Annotated in this window: 17 protein-coding genes and 2 pseudogenes; 12 read left to right on the top strand and 7 right to left on the bottom strand. The window is 47.0% G+C overall.

Annotation, left to right across the window (positions count from 1 at the left end):
• Positions 1-20 precede the first annotated feature (20 nt).
• Positions 21-1,106 carry an amidohydrolase family protein gene (locus tag G9U52_RS03960; RefSeq protein WP_311764799.1) on the top strand — a complete coding sequence of 362 codons (1,086 nt, stop codon included), beginning with the start codon at positions 21-23 and terminating at the stop codon, positions 1,104-1,106.
• On the opposite strand, the gene G9U52_RS03955 is transcribed toward G9U52_RS03960, so the two are convergent.
• The 4 genes and pseudogenes from G9U52_RS03955 to G9U52_RS03940 form a co-directional block, all read right to left on the bottom strand.
• Positions 1,093-1,338, bottom strand: a complete 246-nt coding sequence (locus G9U52_RS03955) for a hypothetical protein (RefSeq protein WP_166146384.1) — start codon at positions 1,336-1,338, stop codon at positions 1,093-1,095. The genes G9U52_RS03960 and G9U52_RS03955 overlap by 14 nt on opposite strands.
• A gap of 269 nt (positions 1,339-1,607) precedes the next feature.
• Positions 1,608-1,829 (bottom strand): annotated as a pseudogene (locus tag G9U52_RS03950) (aldo/keto reductase); the annotation flags it as partial.
• A gap of 431 nt (positions 1,830-2,260) precedes the next feature.
• Positions 2,261-3,505, bottom strand: a complete 1,245-nt coding sequence (locus G9U52_RS03945) for a DUF455 family protein (RefSeq protein WP_166146382.1) — start codon at positions 3,503-3,505, stop codon at positions 2,261-2,263.
• 93 nt (positions 3,506-3,598) lie between these two features.
• On the bottom strand, positions 3,599-4,852 hold the full coding sequence (locus G9U52_RS03940) for a DUF455 family protein (protein ID WP_166146380.1): 1,254 nt from the start codon (positions 4,850-4,852) through the stop codon (positions 3,599-3,601).
• Between the two features lie 204 nt (positions 4,853-5,056).
• Between G9U52_RS03940 and G9U52_RS03935 the strand changes: the two genes are divergently transcribed.
• The 4 genes from G9U52_RS03935 (at position 5,057) to G9U52_RS03920 (ending at position 8,816) form a co-directional block, all read left to right on the top strand.
• Positions 5,057-6,058 (top strand): aldo/keto reductase, encoded by a 1,002-nt coding sequence (locus G9U52_RS03935; RefSeq protein WP_243767104.1) that lies wholly within the window; start codon positions 5,057-5,059, stop codon positions 6,056-6,058.
• Positions 6,055-7,002 (top strand): creatininase family protein, encoded by a 948-nt coding sequence (locus tag G9U52_RS03930; protein WP_166146376.1) that lies wholly within the window; start codon positions 6,055-6,057, stop codon positions 7,000-7,002. The genes G9U52_RS03935 and G9U52_RS03930 overlap by 4 nt, the downstream gene beginning before the upstream one ends.
• 127 nt (positions 7,003-7,129) lie before the next feature.
• The gene (locus G9U52_RS03925; protein ID WP_166146374.1) at positions 7,130-7,846 is read left to right on the top strand and encodes a phytanoyl-CoA dioxygenase family protein; all 717 of its coding nucleotides are present in this window, start codon (positions 7,130-7,132) and stop codon (positions 7,844-7,846) included.
• A 130-nt stretch (positions 7,847-7,976) separates the two neighbouring features.
• Complete coding sequence (locus tag G9U52_RS03920) at positions 7,977-8,816, top strand: AraC family transcriptional regulator (RefSeq protein WP_166146372.1); 840 nt, start codon at positions 7,977-7,979, stop codon at positions 8,814-8,816.
• Positions 8,817-8,836: 20 nt separating this feature from the next.
• Here the strand turns inward: G9U52_RS03920 and G9U52_RS03915 are convergent, their stop codons facing one another.
• On the bottom strand, positions 8,837-9,691 hold the full coding sequence (locus G9U52_RS03915; RefSeq protein ID WP_166146370.1) for an AraC family transcriptional regulator: 855 nt from the start codon (positions 9,689-9,691) through the stop codon (positions 8,837-8,839).
• 291 nt (positions 9,692-9,982) lie between these two features.
• Here G9U52_RS03915 and G9U52_RS03910 point away from each other — a divergent pair, with 291 nt between their 5' ends.
• From G9U52_RS03910 to G9U52_RS03890, 5 genes are all read left to right on the top strand, one after another.
• Positions 9,983-11,020, top strand: a complete 1,038-nt coding sequence (locus tag G9U52_RS03910) for a Gfo/Idh/MocA family protein (RefSeq protein ID WP_166146368.1) — start codon at positions 9,983-9,985, stop codon at positions 11,018-11,020.
• Positions 11,021-11,304: 284 nt separating this feature from the next.
• Entirely contained in the window at positions 11,305-12,672 is a 1,368-nt protein-coding gene (locus G9U52_RS03905; protein ID WP_166146366.1) for an ABC transporter substrate-binding protein, read from the top strand.
• 64 nt (positions 12,673-12,736) lie between these two features.
• Positions 12,737-13,681 carry a carbohydrate ABC transporter permease gene (locus tag G9U52_RS03900; protein WP_166146364.1) on the top strand — a complete coding sequence of 315 codons (945 nt, stop codon included), beginning with the start codon at positions 12,737-12,739 and terminating at the stop codon, positions 13,679-13,681.
• A 1-nt stretch (position 13,682) separates the two neighbouring features.
• On the top strand, positions 13,683-14,528 hold the full coding sequence (locus tag G9U52_RS03895; RefSeq protein WP_243767103.1) for a carbohydrate ABC transporter permease: 846 nt from the start codon (positions 13,683-13,685) through the stop codon (positions 14,526-14,528).
• A gap of 196 nt (positions 14,529-14,724) precedes the next feature.
• Positions 14,725-15,570 carry a sugar phosphate isomerase/epimerase family protein gene (locus tag G9U52_RS03890; RefSeq protein ID WP_166146360.1) on the top strand — a complete coding sequence of 282 codons (846 nt, stop codon included), beginning with the start codon at positions 14,725-14,727 and terminating at the stop codon, positions 15,568-15,570.
• A 176-nt stretch (positions 15,571-15,746) separates the two neighbouring features.
• Here G9U52_RS03890 and G9U52_RS03885 read toward each other — a convergent pair whose 3' ends face one another.
• Positions 15,747-16,835, bottom strand: a complete 1,089-nt coding sequence (locus tag G9U52_RS03885; protein ID WP_166146358.1) for a UCP032817 domain-containing protein — start codon at positions 16,833-16,835, stop codon at positions 15,747-15,749.
• A 227-nt stretch (positions 16,836-17,062) separates the two neighbouring features.
• Between G9U52_RS03885 and G9U52_RS03880 the strand changes: the two are divergent.
• A pseudogene (locus tag G9U52_RS03880) lies at positions 17,063-17,592 on the top strand (type 1 glutamine amidotransferase domain-containing protein).
• 127 nt (positions 17,593-17,719) lie between these two features.
• Here G9U52_RS03880 and G9U52_RS03875 read toward each other — a convergent pair.
• Complete coding sequence (locus G9U52_RS03875) at positions 17,720-19,282, bottom strand: choice-of-anchor I domain-containing protein (protein WP_166146356.1); 1,563 nt, start codon at positions 19,280-19,282, stop codon at positions 17,720-17,722.
• Between the two features lie 198 nt (positions 19,283-19,480).
• Between G9U52_RS03875 and G9U52_RS03870 the strand changes: the two genes are divergently transcribed.
• Positions 19,481-21,022 (top strand): bifunctional GNAT family N-acetyltransferase/carbon-nitrogen hydrolase family protein, encoded by a 1,542-nt coding sequence (locus G9U52_RS03870; RefSeq protein WP_166146354.1) that lies wholly within the window; start codon positions 19,481-19,483, stop codon positions 21,020-21,022.
• The last annotated feature ends 3 nt before the right edge of the window (positions 21,023-21,025 follow it).

Raw genomic sequence — 21,025 nt, 5'->3', positions numbered from 1 at the left:
TCCTTGACCCGGAAGAGAGGTTGATTAAATCTATGAATCCCGGTAAAGAAATTTTGAAGGTGATTGATTGCGATGTACACAATCAGTTCCGTAGTAACCAAGACCTTGTTCCCTATTTGAAGGAGCCTTGGAGAAGCCATGTGCAGAAATTCGGTTGGCATGGAGGAGGGCTGCCCTATGCATCTCCGATTGGCAATAAACGCAAGGATGCCGACCCGCCTAGCGGGCTTCCAGTTGGTGCCGATCCCGACTACATGATCGAACACTTGGTGAAACCTTACCATATAGAATATGCACTGTTGAACTCCGATTCGATGATTAGCATATCCGGATTTGCGGATGCAGATTATGCTGCAGCAATATGCAGTGGATATAATGATTTCTTCATCGAAGAATGGCTTTCGAAAAGCGATCATTATAAAGGGTATATTTGTATCGCTACTCAAGACCCTCTGGAGGCGGCCCGGGAAATTGACCGGGTCGGTTCCCATCCGGATGTTGTCGGTGTTGTGGTAGTTGGTGGCTCACGGGCGCCGTATGGCCAGCGCTTATTTCACCCGATTTATGAAGCGTGTGTTAGAAATGATCTGCCCCTCGTTATTCATCCGGGAGCAGAAGGGGGAGGCATCTTCAATGCTCCTACAGCAGTTGGGTATGTAAGTAATTACTTGCAATGGCATACTTGCCTGCCGCAAACGTATATGGCTCATTTGGTCAGCTTCGTGTGTGAAGGTGTGTTTGAGAAATATCCGAGCCTAAAGGTTGTGTTCTGCGAAGGCGGTGTCAACTGGCTGCCCCCTTTATTATGGCGATTGGATAAAAACTTTAAAGCGCTGCGCGCTTCTACCCCATGGCTTAAGCGGATGCCAAGTGAATATGTGCGTGATCACTGCTTTATGACCACTCAGCCCATAGAAGAGCCGGATAATCCGAAGCATTTATTAATGATGTTCGAAATGTTCGATGCAGAAAATATGCTGTTGTTTTCAAGCGATTATCCACACTGGGATTTCGATGATCCCAACCGGATTCTTCAGCAGCTACCTTTGGAAAAGAAGCGGAAAATCTATTACGAAAATGCCAAGAAGCTGTTTAAGCTGAAGTAACAACAGCTGGAACCGCATACTCCTGCCCACACCAATGCACAATAACCAGTTTTTGAGGGAATTTATATTCTCTTTGCATGGCATTGGGATAATCTAAAACCATACTGCCTGCTGGAAGGTTTGTTTCTTTGAAAATTATTTCCGGTTTCTGTTGGGTAAGTTCATCCTTAATTCCATTACTACACGCAGTCAATATAATAAAAATGACTAACCATAATATTTTCTTTTTCATCAAAAAACTCCTTTTATGAACGAATAGGGATCCTTATTGGGATCCCTATTCGTTTATATTTCAAATTCATGAGGGAGAAGGTCATCTTATTGGATGACTAGATTGTTAAACTCCTGATTTTCAAAACGGATTTACTTCATAAATTCTACATGAGCATTTCCTCGATTTATCATAAACAAAGATGCATTGAAGTTATCAATATTCTCATATTTATCGACTTTCAGCTCGTGTAGGATGATCGCGTGATGAATTTATGGTTCGATCAAAGGTTACAGATCGACTCTCAAGCCGCCCAGCATCTTGGCGATTTCTGGGTCGTGGTACGATAAGAAAAGTCTTTCCCGCGTATCGAGGGTTGAAATCCGTGCGATATCTTCCGCGCTCAGCTCAAAATCGAAAATATCGAAGTTCTCGACGAGCCGCTCTTTGCGCACCGATTTCGGAATAACAACGACTTCGCGCTGAACAAGCCAGCGCAGCACGACCTGCGCTGCCAGCGCTACAATTGTTCGGGTCTTCTTTTTGGGATATCCGCTTTACAGTCCGTCATGACTGACCATCAGGAAATAATTCAAGCTGTTCTGGCTCTGCCAGACTACGATGGATGGCGGAGATCCTACAGTGCCTCCACAATTCACCTGTAGGGGTTGCGGAGGAGGCAACTCAAAAAGAATGAAAGAGGACATGGGTATGGGGTGGAGGAGCGATAGCGTTCGCCTTTGAAGTTCGTGTTCCAACCGCTGGAAGCCGAAAATTCAAGGAACATGAACTTCAACAGCGACCGGAACCCCATACCCATGTCCTCACCAACGCACACATGTATGAGTTTAGACAAGGACCTGGCCTTCGGCCGGGTTTTTCTTATGGCTCCAAGGGCGCACTTTTTATATGCCAGTTCGTTTGCTGTGCTTATAGAAGGGGGTTACCACGGAACCATCGGTCCGCCAGATAGCTGATCTTTATATGCCTTGAGGTAAACGGCGATTTCCTCATGTAGCTCCTCGACGGTGCGGGCGTCGTCACGAAGGAAATAATCGACCCATTGCTTGCCATATCGCACATGATTCATCTCATCAGACCAATCCACATCGGCAAACAGCTGGGAGCGTCCATCGCCCTCCTGCTCATAATAACGGACACGTCCGCGCTTCCGAGGCATGAAGTAAATCTCTAAATCCAGTGCCAAATAACAAATGCGGTGCAGAAAAGGCATGTTGCGCGACTGGTCGAAGAGCACCATGTTGACCTTGGTAGGCTCCACGCCTGCCTCGCGAAGGCGAAGGGCACCAAACTCGGCGTGGCGAACCTCATCCCAGAAATGATGGGCAATGTCGAGAAAAAATTGGCGTGGTGCCTGCACCTTCCACGAATCATATATAATCGTGGCTAGCAGGGCGGCCGCGTAGAACTCATTAAAATACACCTCGAATTCACCAATTCTTCGATCCGGCAAGGGCATCTTCAGCTTCGATTCGTAGCTGCCCAGATCAAGGGTTTCGATCCGTTCATCGAATTGGATGGTCATGGGCCATGCGAAATGGGCTTGATCCGGACGCGGAGCAGGGTTATCCACACGAGGCTTCATGCCTTCCATGCCGCCGGATTTGGCAAGCAGGCTTGCCAAATAGTCGACCCAAGCTACGGCATTGGGATCATCATCATCTGGGTCATACTCAACCCTGTGCTCCTTAAGCTCTTGTAGCTCGCGCTCAATCTCAACCAAATGCCGCCGCAGAATGCGAATTTCCATTGCATTGGCCGAACGGTCAGCTGCCTCCAGATAGTCCCGGTATACGCCGGCAAGACATTGCACCGTCTTGCTATAACCGCTTAGGAAGCAGGCTTCATCGGGGGCGTGCACCAGCTCTTCTCCCCACACAGCAAGGCTTGGCTCGGTATTCGCTTCACGATGCCCGCCACGTAATTCCTCCAAGCGCCCTTGCAGGTCATAAACCCGTTCCGCATGCCCGAACAGCAGGTAACCCAGCTTTAGCTTAGTTTCCCATTTGGGTACTTTTAAGAACCAGCCTGCAAGCGCTCTCACACAGCTGTGCTCAATAAAGGCAAAGCGCCGGAACAAATCTACGGTTTTGGTTATATCAAATCCTTGCTGGCCATTACGCTCCGCATAAATCCTAAGTTCAATGTTGGTTGGTTTCGTATTCATCTTTGCCCCACCTTTTTGAATGATCATCTATAACTATAAGGCAATCTTTGCTATATAACCACTTGAAAAAGTACTCAAAAGTTGTAATTTTGTTCAACGCTTACATGGTGGACAAATGTACAACTTCTGATAGGGGTTTGATGAAGTTTTCAGCTCCCCGGCGATTTCCTCATGTAGCTCCTCTACGGTGCGGGCGTCGTCACGAAGGAAATAATCGACCCATTGCTTGCCATATCGCACATGATTCATCTCATCAGACCAATCCACATCGGCAAACAGCTGGGAGCGTCCATCGCCCTCCTGCTCGTAATAACGGACACGTCCGCGCTTCCGAGGCATGAAGTAAATCTCTAAATCCAGTGCCAAATAACAAATGCGGTGCAGAAAAGGCATGTTGCGCGACTGGTCGAAGAGCACCATGTTGACCTTGGTAGGCTCCACGCCTGCCTCGCGAAGGCGAAGGGCACCAAACTCGGCGTGGCGAACCTCATCCCAGAAATGGTGGGCAATGTCGAGAAAAAATTGGCGTGGTGCCTGCACCTTCCACGAATCATATATAATCGTGGCTAGCAGGGCGGCCGCGTAGAACTCATTAAAATACACCTCGAATTCACCAATTCTTCGATCCGGCAAGGGCATCTTCAGCTTCGATTCGTAGCTGCCCAGATCAAGGGTTTCGATCCGTTCATCGAATTGGATGGTCATGGGCCATGCGAAATGGGCTTGATCCGGACGCGGAGCAGGGTTATCCACACGAGGCTTCATGCCTTCCATGCCGCCGGATTTGGCAAGCAGGCTTGCCAAATAGTCGACCCAAGCTACGGCATTGGGATCATCATCATCTGGGTCATACTCAACCCTGTGCTCCTTAAGCTCTTGTAGCTCGCGCTCAATCTCAACCAAATGCCGCCGCAGAATGCGAATTTCCATTGCATTGGCGGAACGGTCAGCTGCCTCCAGATAGTCCCGGTATACGCCGGCAAGACATTGCACCGTCTTGCTATAACCGCTAAGGAAGCAGGCTTCATCGGGGGCGTGCACCAGCTCTTCTCCCCACACAGCAAGGCTTGGCTCGGTATTCGCTTCACGATGCCCGCCACGTAATTCCTCCAAGCGCCCTTGCAGGTCATAAACCCGTTCCGCATGCCCGAACAGCAGGTAACCCAGCTTTAGCTTAGTTTCCCATTTGGGTACTTTTAAGAACCAGCCTGCAAGCGCTCTCACACAGCTGTGCTCAATAAAGGCAAAGCGCCGGAACAAATCTACGGTTTTGGTTATATCAAATCCTTGCTGGCCATTACGCTCCGCATAAATCCTAAGTTCAATGTTGGTTGGTTTCGTATTCATCTTTGCCCCACCTTTTTGAATGATCATCTATAACTATAAGGCAATCTTTGCTATATAACCACTTGAAAAAGTACTCAAAAGTTGTAATTTTGTTCAACGCTTACATGGTGGACAAATGTACAACTTCTGATAGGGGTTTGATGAAGTTTTCAGCTCCCTTCCGTGGTACAACAGTAGTAGTTGAAAAAGCAATAGAGAGGATAGATGACTATGCAACGTTCCACATTCGCCCGTTCCAGCGAAACCATCAGCAGGCTAGGTTTCGGAGCTATGGGGTTAACAGGTATGTTCGGCAAGCAAGATGATGCGGCCATGATCCGTTCTATCCTATATGCGTTGGAGAACGGCATCAATTTTATCGATACAGCGAGAGTGTACGGAAGGTCAGAGGAGATTATTGGCAAGGCGCTTAAAGAATGGAGCGGTGCCAAGCCATTCATCGCAACGAAAGCGGCTGCATCTTCCATCCCCCATGCATTGCCTGGTGCAGGCTTTCATTTTCCAATGGATGTGCAGCATGCCTACCCGCAAGGCTCGATCCGCGCAAGCGTGGAGCAGTCGCTTCGAGAAATGGATATCGAGGTCATTGACCTGATTCAGCTTCACCAATATTGGCCGCATTGGGACTCCGTCGACTATTGGATGGAGGAGCTGCTAAGGCTGAAGGAAGAAGGCAAGGTGAATTTTATCGGCGTCTCGCTGCCGGATCACCGCCATGACCATGCGATCTCGCTAGTGAGAGCAGGTGTGATTGACTCCGTCCAAACCATTATTAATATATTTGACTCGGTTGCATTGGATTGTCTGGTGCCGATCTGCCAGGAAAACAATGTCGCAGTCATTGCCAGGGTTATTTTGGACGAAGGGGGCTTGACCGGATTTTTAAAAGAGGACACGGTTATTGGTGAAGCGGATTATCGCTATAACTATTTTGACTGCCAGCCGAGACAGGTGTACTTGGATAAAATCGAGCGTCTGCGACAATATGTACCTGTTTATGCCAGCTCATTAACCGAATTGGCAATTAAATTCGTGCTGCAGCACCCTGGCGTTACCGTGGCGATATCGTCCATGCAGGTACTGGAATATGCAGCAGAGAATATCGCCGCAGCAGGAAAGGAACCTTTGCCTGATGATGTGTTTGAGCTGATTAAAATACGTGAACGTTGGATCAGGCACTTTTACCATGCGAGGAGACATTTATGAGTGACGCCTCTTTATCATCCCGTGCATCTGACTTCATCGAGCCATCTGACACATCAGTAGCCACACCAAAAGTGCTATGGGCTGAGCTTTATCCAGCGGAATTTATAGTGAGGCAGCAGCAATGCCCATTGGTATATATGCCGCTCGGTCTATGCGAGCCGCACGGGCAAATTAGTGCTTTTGGCTTGGATACGTTCAAAGCTGAATATTTATGCACACGTGTTGCCCGTCAGGCAGGGGGGATTGTTGCCCCCAGCATGGCCTACCATGTGCACGAATCGGGTCCATCTGCCAAATTCTTGGAGGACATGGTAGGAGAAAATAATCCATATATGTCGTCGGTTCCACCCTATATGTTTTATCATTTTTTTCTTTACCAGCTCCGTTCGTTTTATAACGCAGGCTTCCAGTCGGCCTTAATTTTATCAGGCCATGGCGGAGCCCATATTCATGATCTCCGTAAAATTTCTCGGATGTTCACGGAACGTTTTGGCATGAACGTCTGGTATGGAACGGATTTTGATCTGGTAGAAGGAACTTATGCCGGCGACCATGCGGGGAAATATGAAATTTCGATGCTGATGTTTATTCGTCCCGATCTGGTTGACCCTACGAGAAAACCCTTGGAGGATATGGCTGGCTCAGGTGGCCGTTTGGCGGCTGGACATGATGCTGATCAAGCATCGAGGCTTTACGGAGAGCAGATCAGCCAAGCATGTGAGGCCGCTTTAACCGGGATCGTTGCTCAATTAATCGGTCAATCGAACGTGAATAGTGGCGTGGAGCTGCTGTCCTACGGGGCTATTGAAGCTTTATGGGCAGACATTGTACGCTCTGCTGAAGATGGCTCTGAGATGTGGACAGCCTTGCAGCCGAGAGATGGGCAAGTGCCTGTTTCCGCGCATTCACGCTGGAAGCCCAATGAATATGTCCGTATGGCCTGAACAAAAGTACAAATAATTGATGGCATCCGAGCAGTCAAGCAACGCGTTTTCCATTACATTATGTATATACCAACTCAAATTGTTGTACCAGTCCGAATTTACAAACCAACCAAGGAGGGTTTAACCCATGATAACTGCAAACGCTTCTAATTTCGTCTTAACCCAGGAAATGGTCGAAGAATTTTACCGCGAAGGCTTTTTTTACGCACCAGGCTTTCTCACACAGGAAACTGTAGATAAAATTAACCAAGAAAATCTCCAGTTTGCCAACCAGCAGTCGAGCGATGGAAAGTGGAAGTCCAACCCTACGATAAGTATTGCCAAAAGCCAAGAGCAGTTCCCGGAAACCGCTAATTTCCTGACCAACACAACACTTATCAAAGCCTTCGAGCAAATTCTGGGCAATGATGTAAAGCTATGGATGGGCATGTATGCGGTTGTGCCGCCTCGTGGTGAAGGCCTGGCCTGGCATCAAGATAATATGTATACGCATATTCTAGGGCATATGCTTAATGGCTTTGTAGCCTTGGATACTATCACCCAAGAAAATGCTGGCTTGTGGCTGGCGCCAAGATCCCACCGTTTGGGACGCCAAGCGAATTTGAACGAAGCCGGGGAAAACCATCGCCGTGCGGCTGATCCTGAGAATGGTGCCCCTTGCAAGCCAATGGCGCCTGGCGATGCGGTTATTTTCCATCGGGAAACGCTGCATCACAGCAAAACCAATCATACGGATATGCCAAGAAGAGCCTATGCCTTCCAGGTAGCCTCCTCGGTTTGCCGTTATGCGGAGACAGGTAAGCTGCTTGATGATCGGGAAGACCTAAGCCCCTACAAAAAATAGTGCCATTGTAAAAAAGAATAAATGTCTGCTATACTGGCATCGTCGAACCCGGCGATGCTTTTTTGCTGTTAGCGGGTAGGCGATAATAGCGTATTTTTTGTTTAGGCTTGGCTTAAGATGGGAGGGAACTATGTTTTACGATGATATCCGTTTGGATAATGAGCTGAATTTCGTCAAAAAAATAGGGACGCTGACGGAGCATGAAATGCATGTTCACGCTGCGCTGGAAATAAGTGTAGTTCTAAAGAATAATGTCAAATATCAGCTATGCGACCGTGATTATCACGGCAAGCCTGGCGATGTGTACGTGTTTCGTCCCTTCGAGCCGCATTGGAACCTTGCAGAGGACAGTGATAAGCCGGTCGAATGGACGATGATTCTTTTTGCACCCTCGATTGTTCGCTCCATTCCTGAGGGTTATAAGCTGTTGACCCCTTTTTACGCCGCAGATAAGTTCTCGCCCTTAATTCCCGCGGACAGCTCCTATGCCCAAGCGATACAAGAGGCGACCAAGCAAGCGATAGCAGAAGGGGAGCAGCAGCTTCCAGGCTGGAGGGCGAAGCAGTATCTGCATTTTATCGATATTTTGGTGACGATCTTCAGATATTATGAGACCGTCCAGCAAGATGTCTTATCCCAGAACAAAACCGACCAAGGCATTATCGAGGTGATTCAATATATGCTTTCCCGGTTCTCGGAGGATATTGATATCAACCAAATGATTGTCATGTCCAACCTACGCAAAACGCTCTTTTTTAAAAAATTCAAAGCGATCACCAGCCTAACACCCAATGAGTTTATTAGCCGTCTGCGGCTACAGGCTGCTGTATATTTATTGGACCATACGACCAAATCGATTACCGATATCGCTTTTGAATGTGGCTTCCATTCGTTAAGCTATTTTAATAAACAATTTAAGCAATACAGGGGCATCTCACCGAGAGACCAGCGTAACCAATTTAAGAAATAAGGTTTGTCTTGCTTCCAAGCTTATAATTCCAAAAATTGCTTTCTGTATTGGTAAGGGGTAATGCTCATCTTTTTTTTGAAAAATTGGCAAAAATATGACAAGTTCGTGAAACCGCATTCGAAGCAGAGCTCGCCAATCGGCTTGGACGAGGTCTTTAGCAGCAAGCAGGCTTGGTTGAGTCGTTTGGCCATCAGGTAATCAGTAATGGTTCCACCTGTTTTTTGTTTAAACAAGGACGAAATGTGCTTAGGTGACAGATGCAGCTGTTTGGCTAGCTCATGGATGGAAAACGGCTCCTGGTAATGCTTCTCGACCCAGTCCATAATATGCTCCGCATGGTTCAACGAACGGATAGAGGTACAATCGATGGTGTCATACTCAGACCAAATAGGGCGAAGATGGCAAAGAAAGCGGACGAAAAACAAGCCATATTCCTCGGCCAAGGAAGCAGCGGGAACCTTCTGGCAGCGCTCGTGAAGCTCCTCGTATAAAAGCACCAAAGGATGCTCCTCATCCAAAGCAAATATTTGATTGGAAAGCTGGTCCTTCCACATATGATGGAAAAAGCTTCGCAGCACAGGAAACGGTGCTAAATAAGTATCGAACAACGACGGCTCGAATACGACATAGGAGCGAATATAGTCAGTGGTAATATCCTGCTGGATGCGATGGAGCTGGAAGGGCTGAAAGCAGATCAAATGGCCGCTTTTAAACTCATGCATCCGGCTATCGAGCATCAAATTGCCCTTGCCTTGATAAATATACATAAACTCCATTCCTTTATGACCATGGAAGTTATTGGTGATTTGTACCTCGGAACGGAATTTAAGTAAAAAATGGTTATCTGTTAAATCCAAATGTTCAATAACGGCCATCCTGCCACCCCTTAACACCGTACTTTAACTACATTATATACGTTATTAATGAAAGTTTAAGCCTTTATTTTATGCTAAGCTTTATTTATCAGTTAGCGGGTTCGTAAAGGGGGGTTCGCAAATACAAATAGCGATAATTACCGATGAGATTAGCCAGGATCCTGAAGCCGCTATATGGATGGATAGCCAGGTTTGGAACGTATACCAATCCGAGAAATCGCCCCGCAGCTTGAGGGCATTGCTGCATAAGTTGGAAGCGTAACAGTTACATATGCAGGGAAGGGGGACACGATGAGCAAGCCACTCACTGCGGCATTAATCGGCATCGGAGGTATTGCGAAAGCGCTTCATATTCCAGCACACCAAGCGCTTCAAGGCTCCAGCTTAAAGTGGGTTTGTGATACTAAAGTAGAAACGGCGAGGAACATAGCAGAGCAGTACAACATTCCTTGTTGGACGGATGATATGAATAGGATATTAGCCGATCCTGAAGTGGATTGGGTGGATGTTGCTATCCCGAACCGTTACCATGGGCCAGTAACCCAACAATGCCTTGAAGCCGGCAAGCATGTGCTATGCCAAAAGCCTATGGCCGATAGCCTGGAGGCGGCCGAACGAATGGTGAAAGTAGCGGCCCGAACCGGCAAGCAGCTTGGTATTTATATGTGCTTCCGCGGCGATCCCGGGCTCCAGCTGCTAAGAACATTGATCCAGGATGGCTCCTTCGGAGGCGTGATTTCGCTTAGAGGGAAGATGATCTCATCCAACGGCTTCAATCTGCAAAAGGGTGACTGGCGAATGGACGACGCCTCGGGTGCTCTAGACCTGCTTGGTATCCATATGGTCGATTTATTTGCTTGGCTGCACAGCGATATCGAATGGGTACAGGCCTACTCGAATACGCTTTATGCTCCGATGAATGGCGACGATGTAACCACGGCCATTTATGGATTATCCGAGGGCGTTACAGCGGTTTTGGAAACCACCTACAGCTCGTTCACTACCTCCATGACGCCGCTTTATGTGCTGGAGGTCAACGGAACAGCAGGCTGGGCACGGTATACACTCGATAATGGAAACTTGTTGATCCAGCTGCAAAAGGACTTCACCGAAGGAAAACTCTTGTATCAAGCAGGTTCAATTACGGAATTGACTTTTCCACATACATTGTCAGGCGGAGGGGCGCTGCCGAACGTACATCAAGCCTTCGTGGATGCTTTGCATGAGCAAAAGCCATTTGAACTGAATGGCCATTGTGGCGTTAAAGCGATGAAAGCCATGGCCTGTACCAGAGAAGCCGCGATTACACAGGGTCGGGTCTATGTTTGAAGTAGTTGAGGCAGTTAAAGTAGTTGAATTAAGTGGAAGTACGAAAAGTAACAGCGGAGTGGTTGGGGTGTTCTGGAGATAGCGAAGCGGTGCCTTTGTTCAAGGATTTCTACCTATCAATGTCTTATACAATCAAAAAAATCCTTTAACATTAGCAATCGGAAGAATATCCCAACCGCGCAGTGGCCTTTATCCACCGCCCACCGAACTTATTCCCCCTCAAACTTCCAGCAACTCAGTTGTAAGCGTTATCTAAAGATGTATACGAAAAGGGAGGCTTCCAAATGAAACGTAAATTAGTAACATTGATGTCATTGGCTGTATTATCAGGAGGCGTTTTAGGCTGTTCCACGGCGCAACCAAGCAATACTGGAGCGATGGCGCCGAAAACCGAGGCTGCGAAAACGGATGCCCCTAAGACCGATACCGCTGCCAAAGCCGATCCAGCAGCCAAGGCGAAAATTCGTGTTGCCTGGTGGGGCTCCCAAGACCGCAACGATAAAACATTAAAAACGATTGACCTTTTTATGAAAAAAAATCCCAACATTGAAGTCCAATCCGAGTTCATCGGTTTTGATGACTATATGAATAAGGTAAATACACAAGCCGCTGGCGGCAATTTGCCGGATGTGATGCAAATCCACGAGGGCATCATTAACGAGTACGTATCGCGGAATTTACTGGTAGATTTGAATCCTTTTGTAACAAAAGGAACAATAAATTTAAAAAATGTCGATGCCATCTATTTACCCGACAAAGTAGACGGTAAGCTATGGGGTATCAATCTGGGCACGAACTCCGCCACGATGGTATACGATCCAGCCCTGTTTGCCAAAGCGGGCGTTGAGGAGCTAAAGCCGGGTTATACCTACGATGATATGGCCAATGCCTTGCGGGCGATTAAAGCCAAGCTGGGTAACGATTTTTACGGCATCACGCTGGATAATGGCTACGATGGATTAAAGCATTACGTCCGGCAAAGCGGCACCATGTTTTATTCGGCAGACGGGAAAAAGCTGGGTTACACGGATGATAAAGTATTCGTCGATTATTTCACCTTCTGGCAAAAGCTGATGAAAGAAGGCTTGACACCTACACCGGAGGTTCAATCCGAATTCAAGCAGCTTGAAAATTCGTTGCTAGTGAATGGAAAAGCGGCTATTCAGCCAGTGTTTAGCAACCAGATTGTTGCTTTATCTACGGCAGCCAAGCGCCCTCTAAAGATGACCGTGTATCCGTCGCTGCCTAATGGCAAGGAAGGGCATTTCCTGAAAGCAGCGATGTCATTCGCGGTGACCAGCGGTTCCAAAAACCAGGAAGCGGCAGCCAAGCTGATCGACTTTTTCACCAATGATGTGGAAGGCAATGACATTCTTGCTGCTGAGCGGGGCATTCCGGTATCCTCAGAGATCCGCAAGTCCGTATCGGCCAAGGTACCTGAGACCTCCAAGCAAATGTTTTCTTATATTGAAATCGCGCAAAAATATGCCCGTGAAAGCGATCCACCATCCCCTGCGGGTGATACTGAAATCCGTACCTTGGTCAGCAAAATCCAAGAGCAAATCAACTTCGGCAAATTAACGCCAGAAGAAGGGGCGAAGCAATTCCGTAAGGATGCTGAATCGATTCTAGCCAAAAACGTTAAGAAATAGCGGATTCCTTCACCAAAGCCGTCCGGCAACGGACGGCAAATCTTATATAGGGGGCGATTCAAGGATGCGCCAGACAGAAGTAGCGGATCGCCATACGATCAGCATCAATAAATTACAGGCTGCGAGGGAATGGAAAAGAACCTTAATTGCTTATGGCTTTATATCACCATGGTTGATTGGTTTTTTAGTATTTATTATCGGTCCGATGCTAGCTTCCTTATATTTTTCCTTCACCCAATATGACATGCTCTCCGATCCTCAATGGGTCGGGTTCGATAATTATATCGAGATGTTCACCAGCGACAAACGTTTTATGGCTGCCTTGAAGGTAACCTTGATGTTTGTGCTTGTTTCGGTGCCGCTTAAGCTGATTTTTGCATTATTGGTAGCGATGATTTTTAATGTAGACCGCAAAGGCGTCACGGTCTATCGCACGCTGTATTATATTCCTTCCATCCTTGGCGGGAGCGTTGCGGTGGCTGTAATGTGGAAGCAAATATTTGGCTCTAAGGGCGCTGTTAACTCGATTCTTGCCTTGTTCGGGATCAAAGGGATGAGCTGGATCGCCAGCCCGGATTTTGCCATCTGGACTTTGATTGTGCTCGTGGTTTGGCAATTTGGCTCACCGATGCTTATTTTTCTTGCGGGGCTTAAGCAAATTCCTACTGAATTGTATGAGGCTGCCAAAATGGACGGGGCAGGTGCTGTTATGCGCTTTTTCCGGGTTACGTTGCCGATGCTGACGCCTATTATCTTTTTTAATTTAGTCATGCAAACGATTGGGGGCTTTATGACGTTTACCCAAAGCTTCTTGATCACCAGCGGAGGACCGATGGATAGTACCTTGTTTTACGCTGTCTATTTGTACGAAACGGCATTTACGCATTTCCATATGGGCTATGCTTCTGCTATGGCTTGGGTATTGCTTTTGATCGTAGGACTATTCACGGCATTAATTTTTAAATCTTCATCTTCTTGGGTTCATTATGAAGCGGAAGGGGGGAAATAAATTGAACAGTACCAGTTCCATACGTACCTTCTTTTTTCATACAGGCGTTGTGCTGTTGGGATTGTTTATGGTGTATCCCATCCTTTGGTTAATTTCGAGCTCGATAAAGCCGGAATCGGAAATTTTCACGAATTCAGCATCGTTAATTCCTTCAAGTCTGCAATGGAGCAATTATGTAAAAGGCTGGGCAGGCTTTGGTAATTTCCATTTTGGGCTGTTTTTTCAAAATTCCTTGATCGTGACGACAGCGATTGTAATTGGCACGCTTTTTTCTTCAAGCTTGGTCGCGTTTGGCTTTGCCCGCCTGCAGTTTAAGCTGCGCAAGCTATTATTTGCTTTTCTACTTATGGCGATTATGCTTCCAGCACAGGTGACGCTCATTCCCCAATATATTTTGTTCCATAAGCTGGATTGGGTGAATACTTTTATGCCGCTTATCGTTCCGGCATTCGTGGGTGGAACTCCGTTTTTCATTTTTATGCTGATCCAATTTATTCGGGGTATCCCTAAGGAGCTGGATGAATCGGCCGTTATTGATGGCTGCTCGACCTTTGGTGTTTTTTGGTACATGATGCTGCCCTTAATGGCACCGGCACTGGCTACTGTAGCGATATTCTCCTTCTATTGGTCATGGGATGATTTCTTGGGACCGCTCATTTATTTAAACCAAACGAAGCTGTTCACTGTATCGCTGGGCCTACGTATGTTTGCGGATCCTTCCTCGGTTTCACAATGGGGTCCTTTGTTCGCGATGTCTGTGCTGTCGATCGTGCCGCAGCTTATGGTGTTCCTGTTTTTCCAAAAATATTTGGTGCAGGGTCTGGCTACAACAGGGTTAAAAGGGTAATCGTAGCACAGAGTAATCAATTGGAGTCATGTCTTGTCAGCCGTTAAAATCGCCAGCTAAACGATAAAGTCGTTTATACTGGCTCTTTGCTTTCATCCTGATTCAAAGTGGATTATCCTTAGATAAAGCATTAGTGGGCTATTAGGAGATGCTGGGTCCAAAAATTCGCGGAATTTATAAGCTAAAGGAGAAAAAGATGATTCGATTAGGCGGTAATCTACAAGGCTCCACGGATGACCCGGAAGAAATCGCAGACGCACATAAAGCCTATGGCTATAGTGCAGCCTATTGTCCGGAGGTAACCCTTGCACAGCCGGAGCGTATTCGGCAAATCCGCAAAGCCTTCGCCAAGCAGGATGTCGTCATTGCTGAGGTTGGTGCCTGGTGCAATATGGTCGATGCCGATCTGGCACAACGGTCCAGCAACCAAGCCTATGTCATCGAGCGGTTAGCGCTTGCTGAGGAAGTTGGGGCGTTTTGCTGCATTGATTATATAGGCTCGGTGCTGCCAAACAGCAAATATGGACCACATCCTTATAATTTATCCACCGAAGGCTTTGAGCTATGCGTGGAAACGGTAAGAACCATTATTGATGCCGTGAAGCCGAAAACTGCTAAATTTTGTTTGGAATTTATGCAGTGGGTGCTCCCAGACAGCCCAGAGGCTTGCCTTGAGCTGATTAAAGCGGTGGATCGTCCTGCTTTTGCTGCTCATCTGGATCCCGTTAATATTATTGTGTCGCCACGCCAATATTTTAACAACGGCGAACTGATCAAGCGCTGCTTCGAGCTGCTTGGTCCTTATATTGTAAGCTGCCATGCGAAGGATATTGTGCTGCGTGACCAGCTCGCGCTGCATTTTGATGAGAGCATCCCTGGACAAGGGCAACTGGATTATAGGACCTACCTATGCGAACTAGCTAAGCTGCCAGGTGAAGTTCCATTGATGCTGGAGCATCTGCAAACGCAGGAGCAATATACGCAGGCGAGGGACTACTTGTTCTCGGTTGGCAAGGAGAATGGACTTCAATTTAAAAGCTGATTTCGGCGTTGAGCCGAAAAAGAACCTCAACCCACTCCAACCGTGGATAAGAGGTTCTTTGGCTTTTCATTGGATCCATTCATTCGTGCTTCCCTCTTGTCTTGGGGCAGCCCGATCTTGCTTGGTCTGTTGTAGCTATGGTTGCGGGTAATATGCCACGGGCATAGCCAAGCTATTTAATCGCCGCCACCGCCGCATCCCGAGCAGCTCGATGACCCGCCGCCGCTGTCATTGCCACCGCCATCCCCGCCGCCATCACCGGAGCTGTCGTGGTCACCGCGGTTATCGTCATCCCGGCTTCCGTTGCTGCTGCATGAGCTGCCACCACTACCGCCGTAGGCTTGCTCCTGCGCACGCTGCTTCATTTCCTCCTCGCTGAGATGCTGCTCCATGGAGGAATCAAAGCTGCCTAGCTGCGTGACCGAGTAGAACAGCAAGGCTCCAGCCAAATAGGGCATATACGCTGCGTGGTCAAACGCAGGTCGCTCTTGGTTGTAAGTAGCTCCGGGAACCGCGCCGGCTGCTTGCTCTTTGGCCTTACGAATCAGGAGCATTGCAGTTGAACGGATTTCGGGGTAACGCTCGACAGCCGCTTTGTTAAAGCCGCGCGGAATCAGCTCCGTCTCTCCCGAGATTTTGATCTCCTCAATCATTTCCCGATTAAGGGGATGCTTGAAGAACGCTCCCCAGATTCTCCCGGAATACGGAGTTTGAATAAACATGTTGGCATAAACCCAATCGAACCAAGCACGCCCTTCAGGATCTGGCTGCCCGCCTGTATGGGGGGCATGGTGGATCGGGGAGCCTAATAAAGCTTCTCCAAGCTTGTTATATTCACGTGTAAACATCAGCATCTCATGCCAGATATCATCCACCGCATCGCTAAACATCGGTACATCCTTGAGAACCGCAGTCATTAGAAAGTACCTTTTTAGTTCAAGGAACTTCCATTCAAATTCGGCAAGCGTCATTTTGGGATATTTAATGATGACACGGGCTTTCAGCTTTTCAGTAAAGCCATTGGCCAGTGCCTGCTCCATGCGATCAATCGCTGCCTTTAAAGGAATATGGGGTTGAATACCAAGCAGCACCGGAATAGGTGTGTTTTCGTAGGGCTTAATAGAGTTGAATTTCTTTTTGGAAGTTTGGTTTGGGCGGTGAACAGGACCCTTGATGCGGGTTTTCCCTGATTTGGCCCGATTTATTCTACTAACAATGATAATAACAATCAAAAACATGACCGTGATAGTAATAAATGTAGCCATAGATTACCTCCTGAGCGTTTTCGCAGAAAACCTTTTGGTGAGTATCCGCTTAAATTTGTAGTGGAAATCTTTTTATCACCTTTATTATACCATAGGACATATCAACCTAACTAAAGCAACACGGCTTCACACAAGTATTTTGGCCATTGTTTATTGGGAGCTTTATTTGGGTAATATATACAAGTGTTTTCCTAGCAAGGCTTATAATCGAGAGGAGTCGTTTACTCATGGCAAAAGTAGCATTTCTATTAGCAGCCCAATTTGAGGATAGCGAAATGCAAAAACCGTATGAAGCCCTTCGTGAGGCTGGACATGAGACCGTCATCATTGGACTAAAGGCCGGTGAAAAGCTGGAAGGAAAAAAAAAAAAGCTACTTACGTAAGCGAGCTGGCCGCCAAAGATGCAGATCCGACAAGCTTTGATGCCGTAGTTATTCCCGGAGGCTCTTCGCCTGAGCAGTTAAGGCTTGATCCTGATATCCAGTCCTTTATTAAGGCGATCGATAAGCAGGGCAAGCCAATCGCGGCGATTTGCCACGGTCCACAAATTTTAATTAGCGCCCATGTGACAAAAGGTCGGACTTTAACCTGCTATCCTCCGTTACAGGATGATCTACTAAATTCGGGAGCCGCCTATAAGGATGAGGAGGTCGTCGTCGACCGCAATTTTATCACCTCGCGCACTCCTAAGGATGAGCCTGCTTTTATCAGGGAGACGCTTAAGGCGTTGGAGGCTATTAAATCCGTGCGTGTATAAATAAGCTTGAGTCATTGAAGTATGCAACATCAGGAAAAAAGCACCTCCGTATCCACAATTGAAGTGGGGTGGGGGGGTGCTTTTTGTGAAGTTTTCAGAAGCGAAAACCAATCACTTGTCTTCGTAATTACTTACCTTGATAAAAGGTCAAGCTGCCAGCCACCTCATCAGCGCTGATAAACAGGTTGCGTCCCGTAACTTTGATAATGCCCTCGGGCGAAGTACCGGATGGAAGCAGACCCAGATGAACTGGCTTCAGCGGGTTGGTCACATCAAAGAATACAATCGCGTTAGCACGCTCAGCAGCAACAGCCATAATCTGCTTGCCACCCACCTCGGCAATCGTGAGGTTTTCTACCTCGCTGCCCCGGTTCCCGCTGCGATCTTCGGGATAGAGCCCGGCTAAAGCGGCAGAGTGGTCGATCCATTCCATGCTGTCATAGACTACATTGCCGTTAAGATCCCAGCCCATAACATTACGTCCTCCTGAACGGACGCCATCCTTAAATTCGTCCTTGCCCAGATCGCCTTCATTGGCGGTAAACAAATATTTGCCGTCGGAAGTAAAGGCAATGCCATCAGGCTCTGGACGGGAGGTCAGATCCTCGGTAATGGATACCTTATCATCAGTCTTGAGATCGGCTTTATGTTTAGTAACACCTAGCGCAAAAATAGAGGTAATCGCTTTTTTGCTTAGATCTACCATGGCGATTGCATTATTTTCCTGCAAAGTGATTGCGGCGGTTAAGCTATCCGGGCTAATCGCTATGTATTCCGGCTGCGGGTCGTGGGGATAAATCGCTCCCTTGACTGCTGTTAAATCGACTTTAATATCGGTAAGCTCGCCTTGGGTTGCGTCTCCGCCAGCGAAGCTAATAACCGCGATTGAGCCTGGACGCTTGGCATTTTTATAATCGATTTCATCTTTGGCGATATCAATCTCTTCATCCTCAATCGCCACGACGGCATATTTGCCATCCTTGGAAAGCACGATACTATCGGGGCCAATGCCAACCTCATAGGTTTTCGCAACTGCATATGTAGTTAGATCAATCACAGCGACGATGCCTTTGCTGGCCGTATTCTTATCATCGCCTGTGCGAACAGCGGCTAAAGCATATTTGCCATCAGTAGTTACGGCAACACTAGTAACAGCCACTTTGTCGGATAGGCTTTTCAGGCTAACCGTCTTGAGTATAGTGACCTTCGTCACGTCTTCGATATTTAAGATGCTGACGCTGCCCAAATCGTCCTCGGTTACAACTAACCGCTTGCCGTCAGGTGTGGAGGAAATAATCTCGGCTTTGCCGTTTGGCATTTTGAACGTTGCCGCTACCTCGTAACCGGTTTTATTTTGTGCGGCAATAACGAGCTGTTGGATCGAAAGAAGTGTTTCTGGAGAAATTTGTGCCATTTGGTCAAGCAAATAAGGTTTTTTGTTGAGTTTTATCGACTTCCCTTGAAGCGTTGCATCCTCGGAATCCAGCTTCAGCAGGGCTTGTACACTGCCAACATCAATTTGAATGCTGCGGTCTTTATCATTCCAGGTAATTTTGCCTTCCATATTTTCAATGGTTTTGCGTACAGGCACGTCTTTACTTTCCGCTGCAAAAGCGGCAGGGGCTGTCAAGCTGGTTAGAAATATAGCACTTGCGGTCATACTGGTTAATAGTTTCTTACTGTGTTTCATCTAGACACCTCTTCATTAAATGATGGCAATAAGCCAAGTATAGGAGCCGGATGTAAAGAGAACGTTAACGAATTATAAATCTTTTGTAAATCACCTGTTTCAATTACCGATGAATATAAAGTTTACATATCGCAAATATACCGATAGTATTGTATGTATATACTAAATGGTAAACCTAGTGAAGAGTGGAGAGTTTATATGACGACAATTGGCGATGTTTCACAGTTTGAGAAAAAAATTATTATCCGTAATATTGTGCGAGCTGATTTCGAGAATATTATCGAGCTTCAGCTTATTTGTTTCCCCAATATGCTGCCATGGAAGCTGGAGCAACTGGAAAGCCATATTCGGATTTTTCCGGATGGGCAGATCTGCGTTGAATATGATGGCAAAATTATCGGCTCCTGCTCAAGCCTGATCGTAAATTTTGATGATTATTTGGAGCAGCATACGTATTCGGAAATAACCGATAAGGGCTATATTAGCAAGCATAATCCGATCGGTGCCAATTTATATGGTATGGAGGTTATGGTTCACCCCGAATACCGGCGTATGAAAATAGGCAGGCGGCTGTATGAGGCTAGAAAACGCTTGGCGGAGCAGCTGAATCTCAAAAGTATTATTGTAGGCGGACGTATCCCGCTTTATCATAAATACAGTGATAAAATGTCACCAAGAGCCTATGCCGAAGAGGTATTGCAACAAAATATTTATGATCCCGTATTGACCTTCCAGATGATGAACGGTTTTACGTTGAAGCGGATTATAACGAACTATTTGCCAGAGGACCGGGAGTCGATGACCTATGCGACGCTGCTGGAATGGAATAATATTGAATATAAGCCCACGATGTCGAAAATCCATTACAAAATGTCGTTTCCCGTGCGTATTTGTGTGGTGCAGTATATGATGAAGAAAATTGAATCGTTTGATGAATTTGCTACCCAATGCGAGCATTACGTGGATGTGGCTTCCGATTATAAATCGGATTTTGTTGTGTTTCCCGAAAATGTGACCATGCAGCTGCTTTCATTCCTTGAAGAACGCTCCCCAAGCCTGGCCGTACGCAAATTGACGGAGTTCACGCCTAATTATGTAGAGCTATTTTCCGATTTGGCGGTCAAATATAATGTCAATGTAATTGGCGGCTCGCATTTTGTTGAAAAAAATAACCGGATCTACAATGTGGCCCACCTGTTCCGCCGCGACGGCTCCATTGCCCAGCAATATAAGCTGCATATTTCTCCGAACGAACGGAGATGGTGGGGAATTAATGGCGGCATGAAGCTGGAAGTCTTTGATACGGACTGCGGCAAGATTTCGATCCAGCTCAGCAGTGATATTGAATATCCGGAAATTTCGCGGATTGTCGCTGAAGAAGGCGCGCAAATTATTTTCGTTCCTTATTGTGCGGAGGATCGCCAAACCTTTCTGCGTGTTAAATATTGTGCACAAGCCAGAGCCATTGAGAACCAGATGTATGTGGTCACAGCAGGCACTGTTGGTAATTTGACGCATGTCGAAAATATTGATATTCAATATGCCCAATCGGGCATTTATACGCCTTCGGACTTCTCCTTCCCGCGTGATGGCGTGGCGGCGGAATGCAGTGAAAATACAGAAACCGTCATTATGGCGGAGGTTGATTTGGAAGTATTACAGCGCTACCGCAAAACGATGGATGTATTAACCATTGGGGATCGCCGTACAGATATTTATTCATTGCAAATTCGTTCATAAAGA

The sequence above is a fragment of the Paenibacillus agricola genome (assembly GCF_011440305.1).
Classification (GTDB): domain Bacteria; phylum Bacillota; class Bacilli; order Paenibacillales; family NBRC-103111; genus Paenibacillus_S; species Paenibacillus_S agricola.
Note: the sequence above shows the minus strand (reverse complement) of the source record. Positions and strands in the feature narration are given on the sequence as shown.

Excerpts from the sequence above, each read along its gene's own strand:
- G9U52_RS03955 (WP_166146384.1), bottom strand. The coding sequence starts at position 1,338 with ATGAAAAAGAAAATATTATGGTTAGTCATTTTTATTATATTGACTGCG.
- G9U52_RS03945 (WP_166146382.1), bottom strand. The coding sequence starts at position 3,505 with ATGAATACGAAACCAACCAACATTGAACTTAGGATTTATGCGGAGCGT.
- G9U52_RS03940 (WP_166146380.1), bottom strand. The coding sequence starts at position 4,852 with ATGAATACGAAACCAACCAACATTGAACTTAGGATTTATGCGGAGCGT.
- G9U52_RS03935 (WP_243767104.1), top strand. The coding sequence starts at position 5,057 with ATGACTATGCAACGTTCCACATTCGCCCGTTCCAGCGAAACCATCAGC.
- G9U52_RS03930 (WP_166146376.1), top strand. The coding sequence starts at position 6,055 with ATGAGTGACGCCTCTTTATCATCCCGTGCATCTGACTTCATCGAGCCA.
- G9U52_RS03925 (WP_166146374.1), top strand. The coding sequence starts at position 7,130 with ATGATAACTGCAAACGCTTCTAATTTCGTCTTAACCCAGGAAATGGTC.
- G9U52_RS03920 (WP_166146372.1), top strand. The coding sequence starts at position 7,977 with ATGTTTTACGATGATATCCGTTTGGATAATGAGCTGAATTTCGTCAAA.
- G9U52_RS03915 (WP_166146370.1), bottom strand. The coding sequence starts at position 9,691 with ATGGCCGTTATTGAACATTTGGATTTAACAGATAACCATTTTTTACTT.
- G9U52_RS03910 (WP_166146368.1), top strand. The coding sequence starts at position 9,983 with ATGAGCAAGCCACTCACTGCGGCATTAATCGGCATCGGAGGTATTGCG.
- G9U52_RS03905 (WP_166146366.1), top strand. The coding sequence starts at position 11,305 with ATGAAACGTAAATTAGTAACATTGATGTCATTGGCTGTATTATCAGGA.
- G9U52_RS03900 (WP_166146364.1), top strand. The coding sequence starts at position 12,737 with ATGCGCCAGACAGAAGTAGCGGATCGCCATACGATCAGCATCAATAAA.
- G9U52_RS03890 (WP_166146360.1), top strand. The coding sequence starts at position 14,725 with ATGATTCGATTAGGCGGTAATCTACAAGGCTCCACGGATGACCCGGAA.
- G9U52_RS03885 (WP_166146358.1), bottom strand. The coding sequence starts at position 16,835 with ATGGCTACATTTATTACTATCACGGTCATGTTTTTGATTGTTATTATC.
- G9U52_RS03875 (WP_166146356.1), bottom strand. The coding sequence starts at position 19,282 with ATGAAACACAGTAAGAAACTATTAACCAGTATGACCGCAAGTGCTATA.
- G9U52_RS03870 (WP_166146354.1), top strand. The coding sequence starts at position 19,481 with ATGACGACAATTGGCGATGTTTCACAGTTTGAGAAAAAAATTATTATC.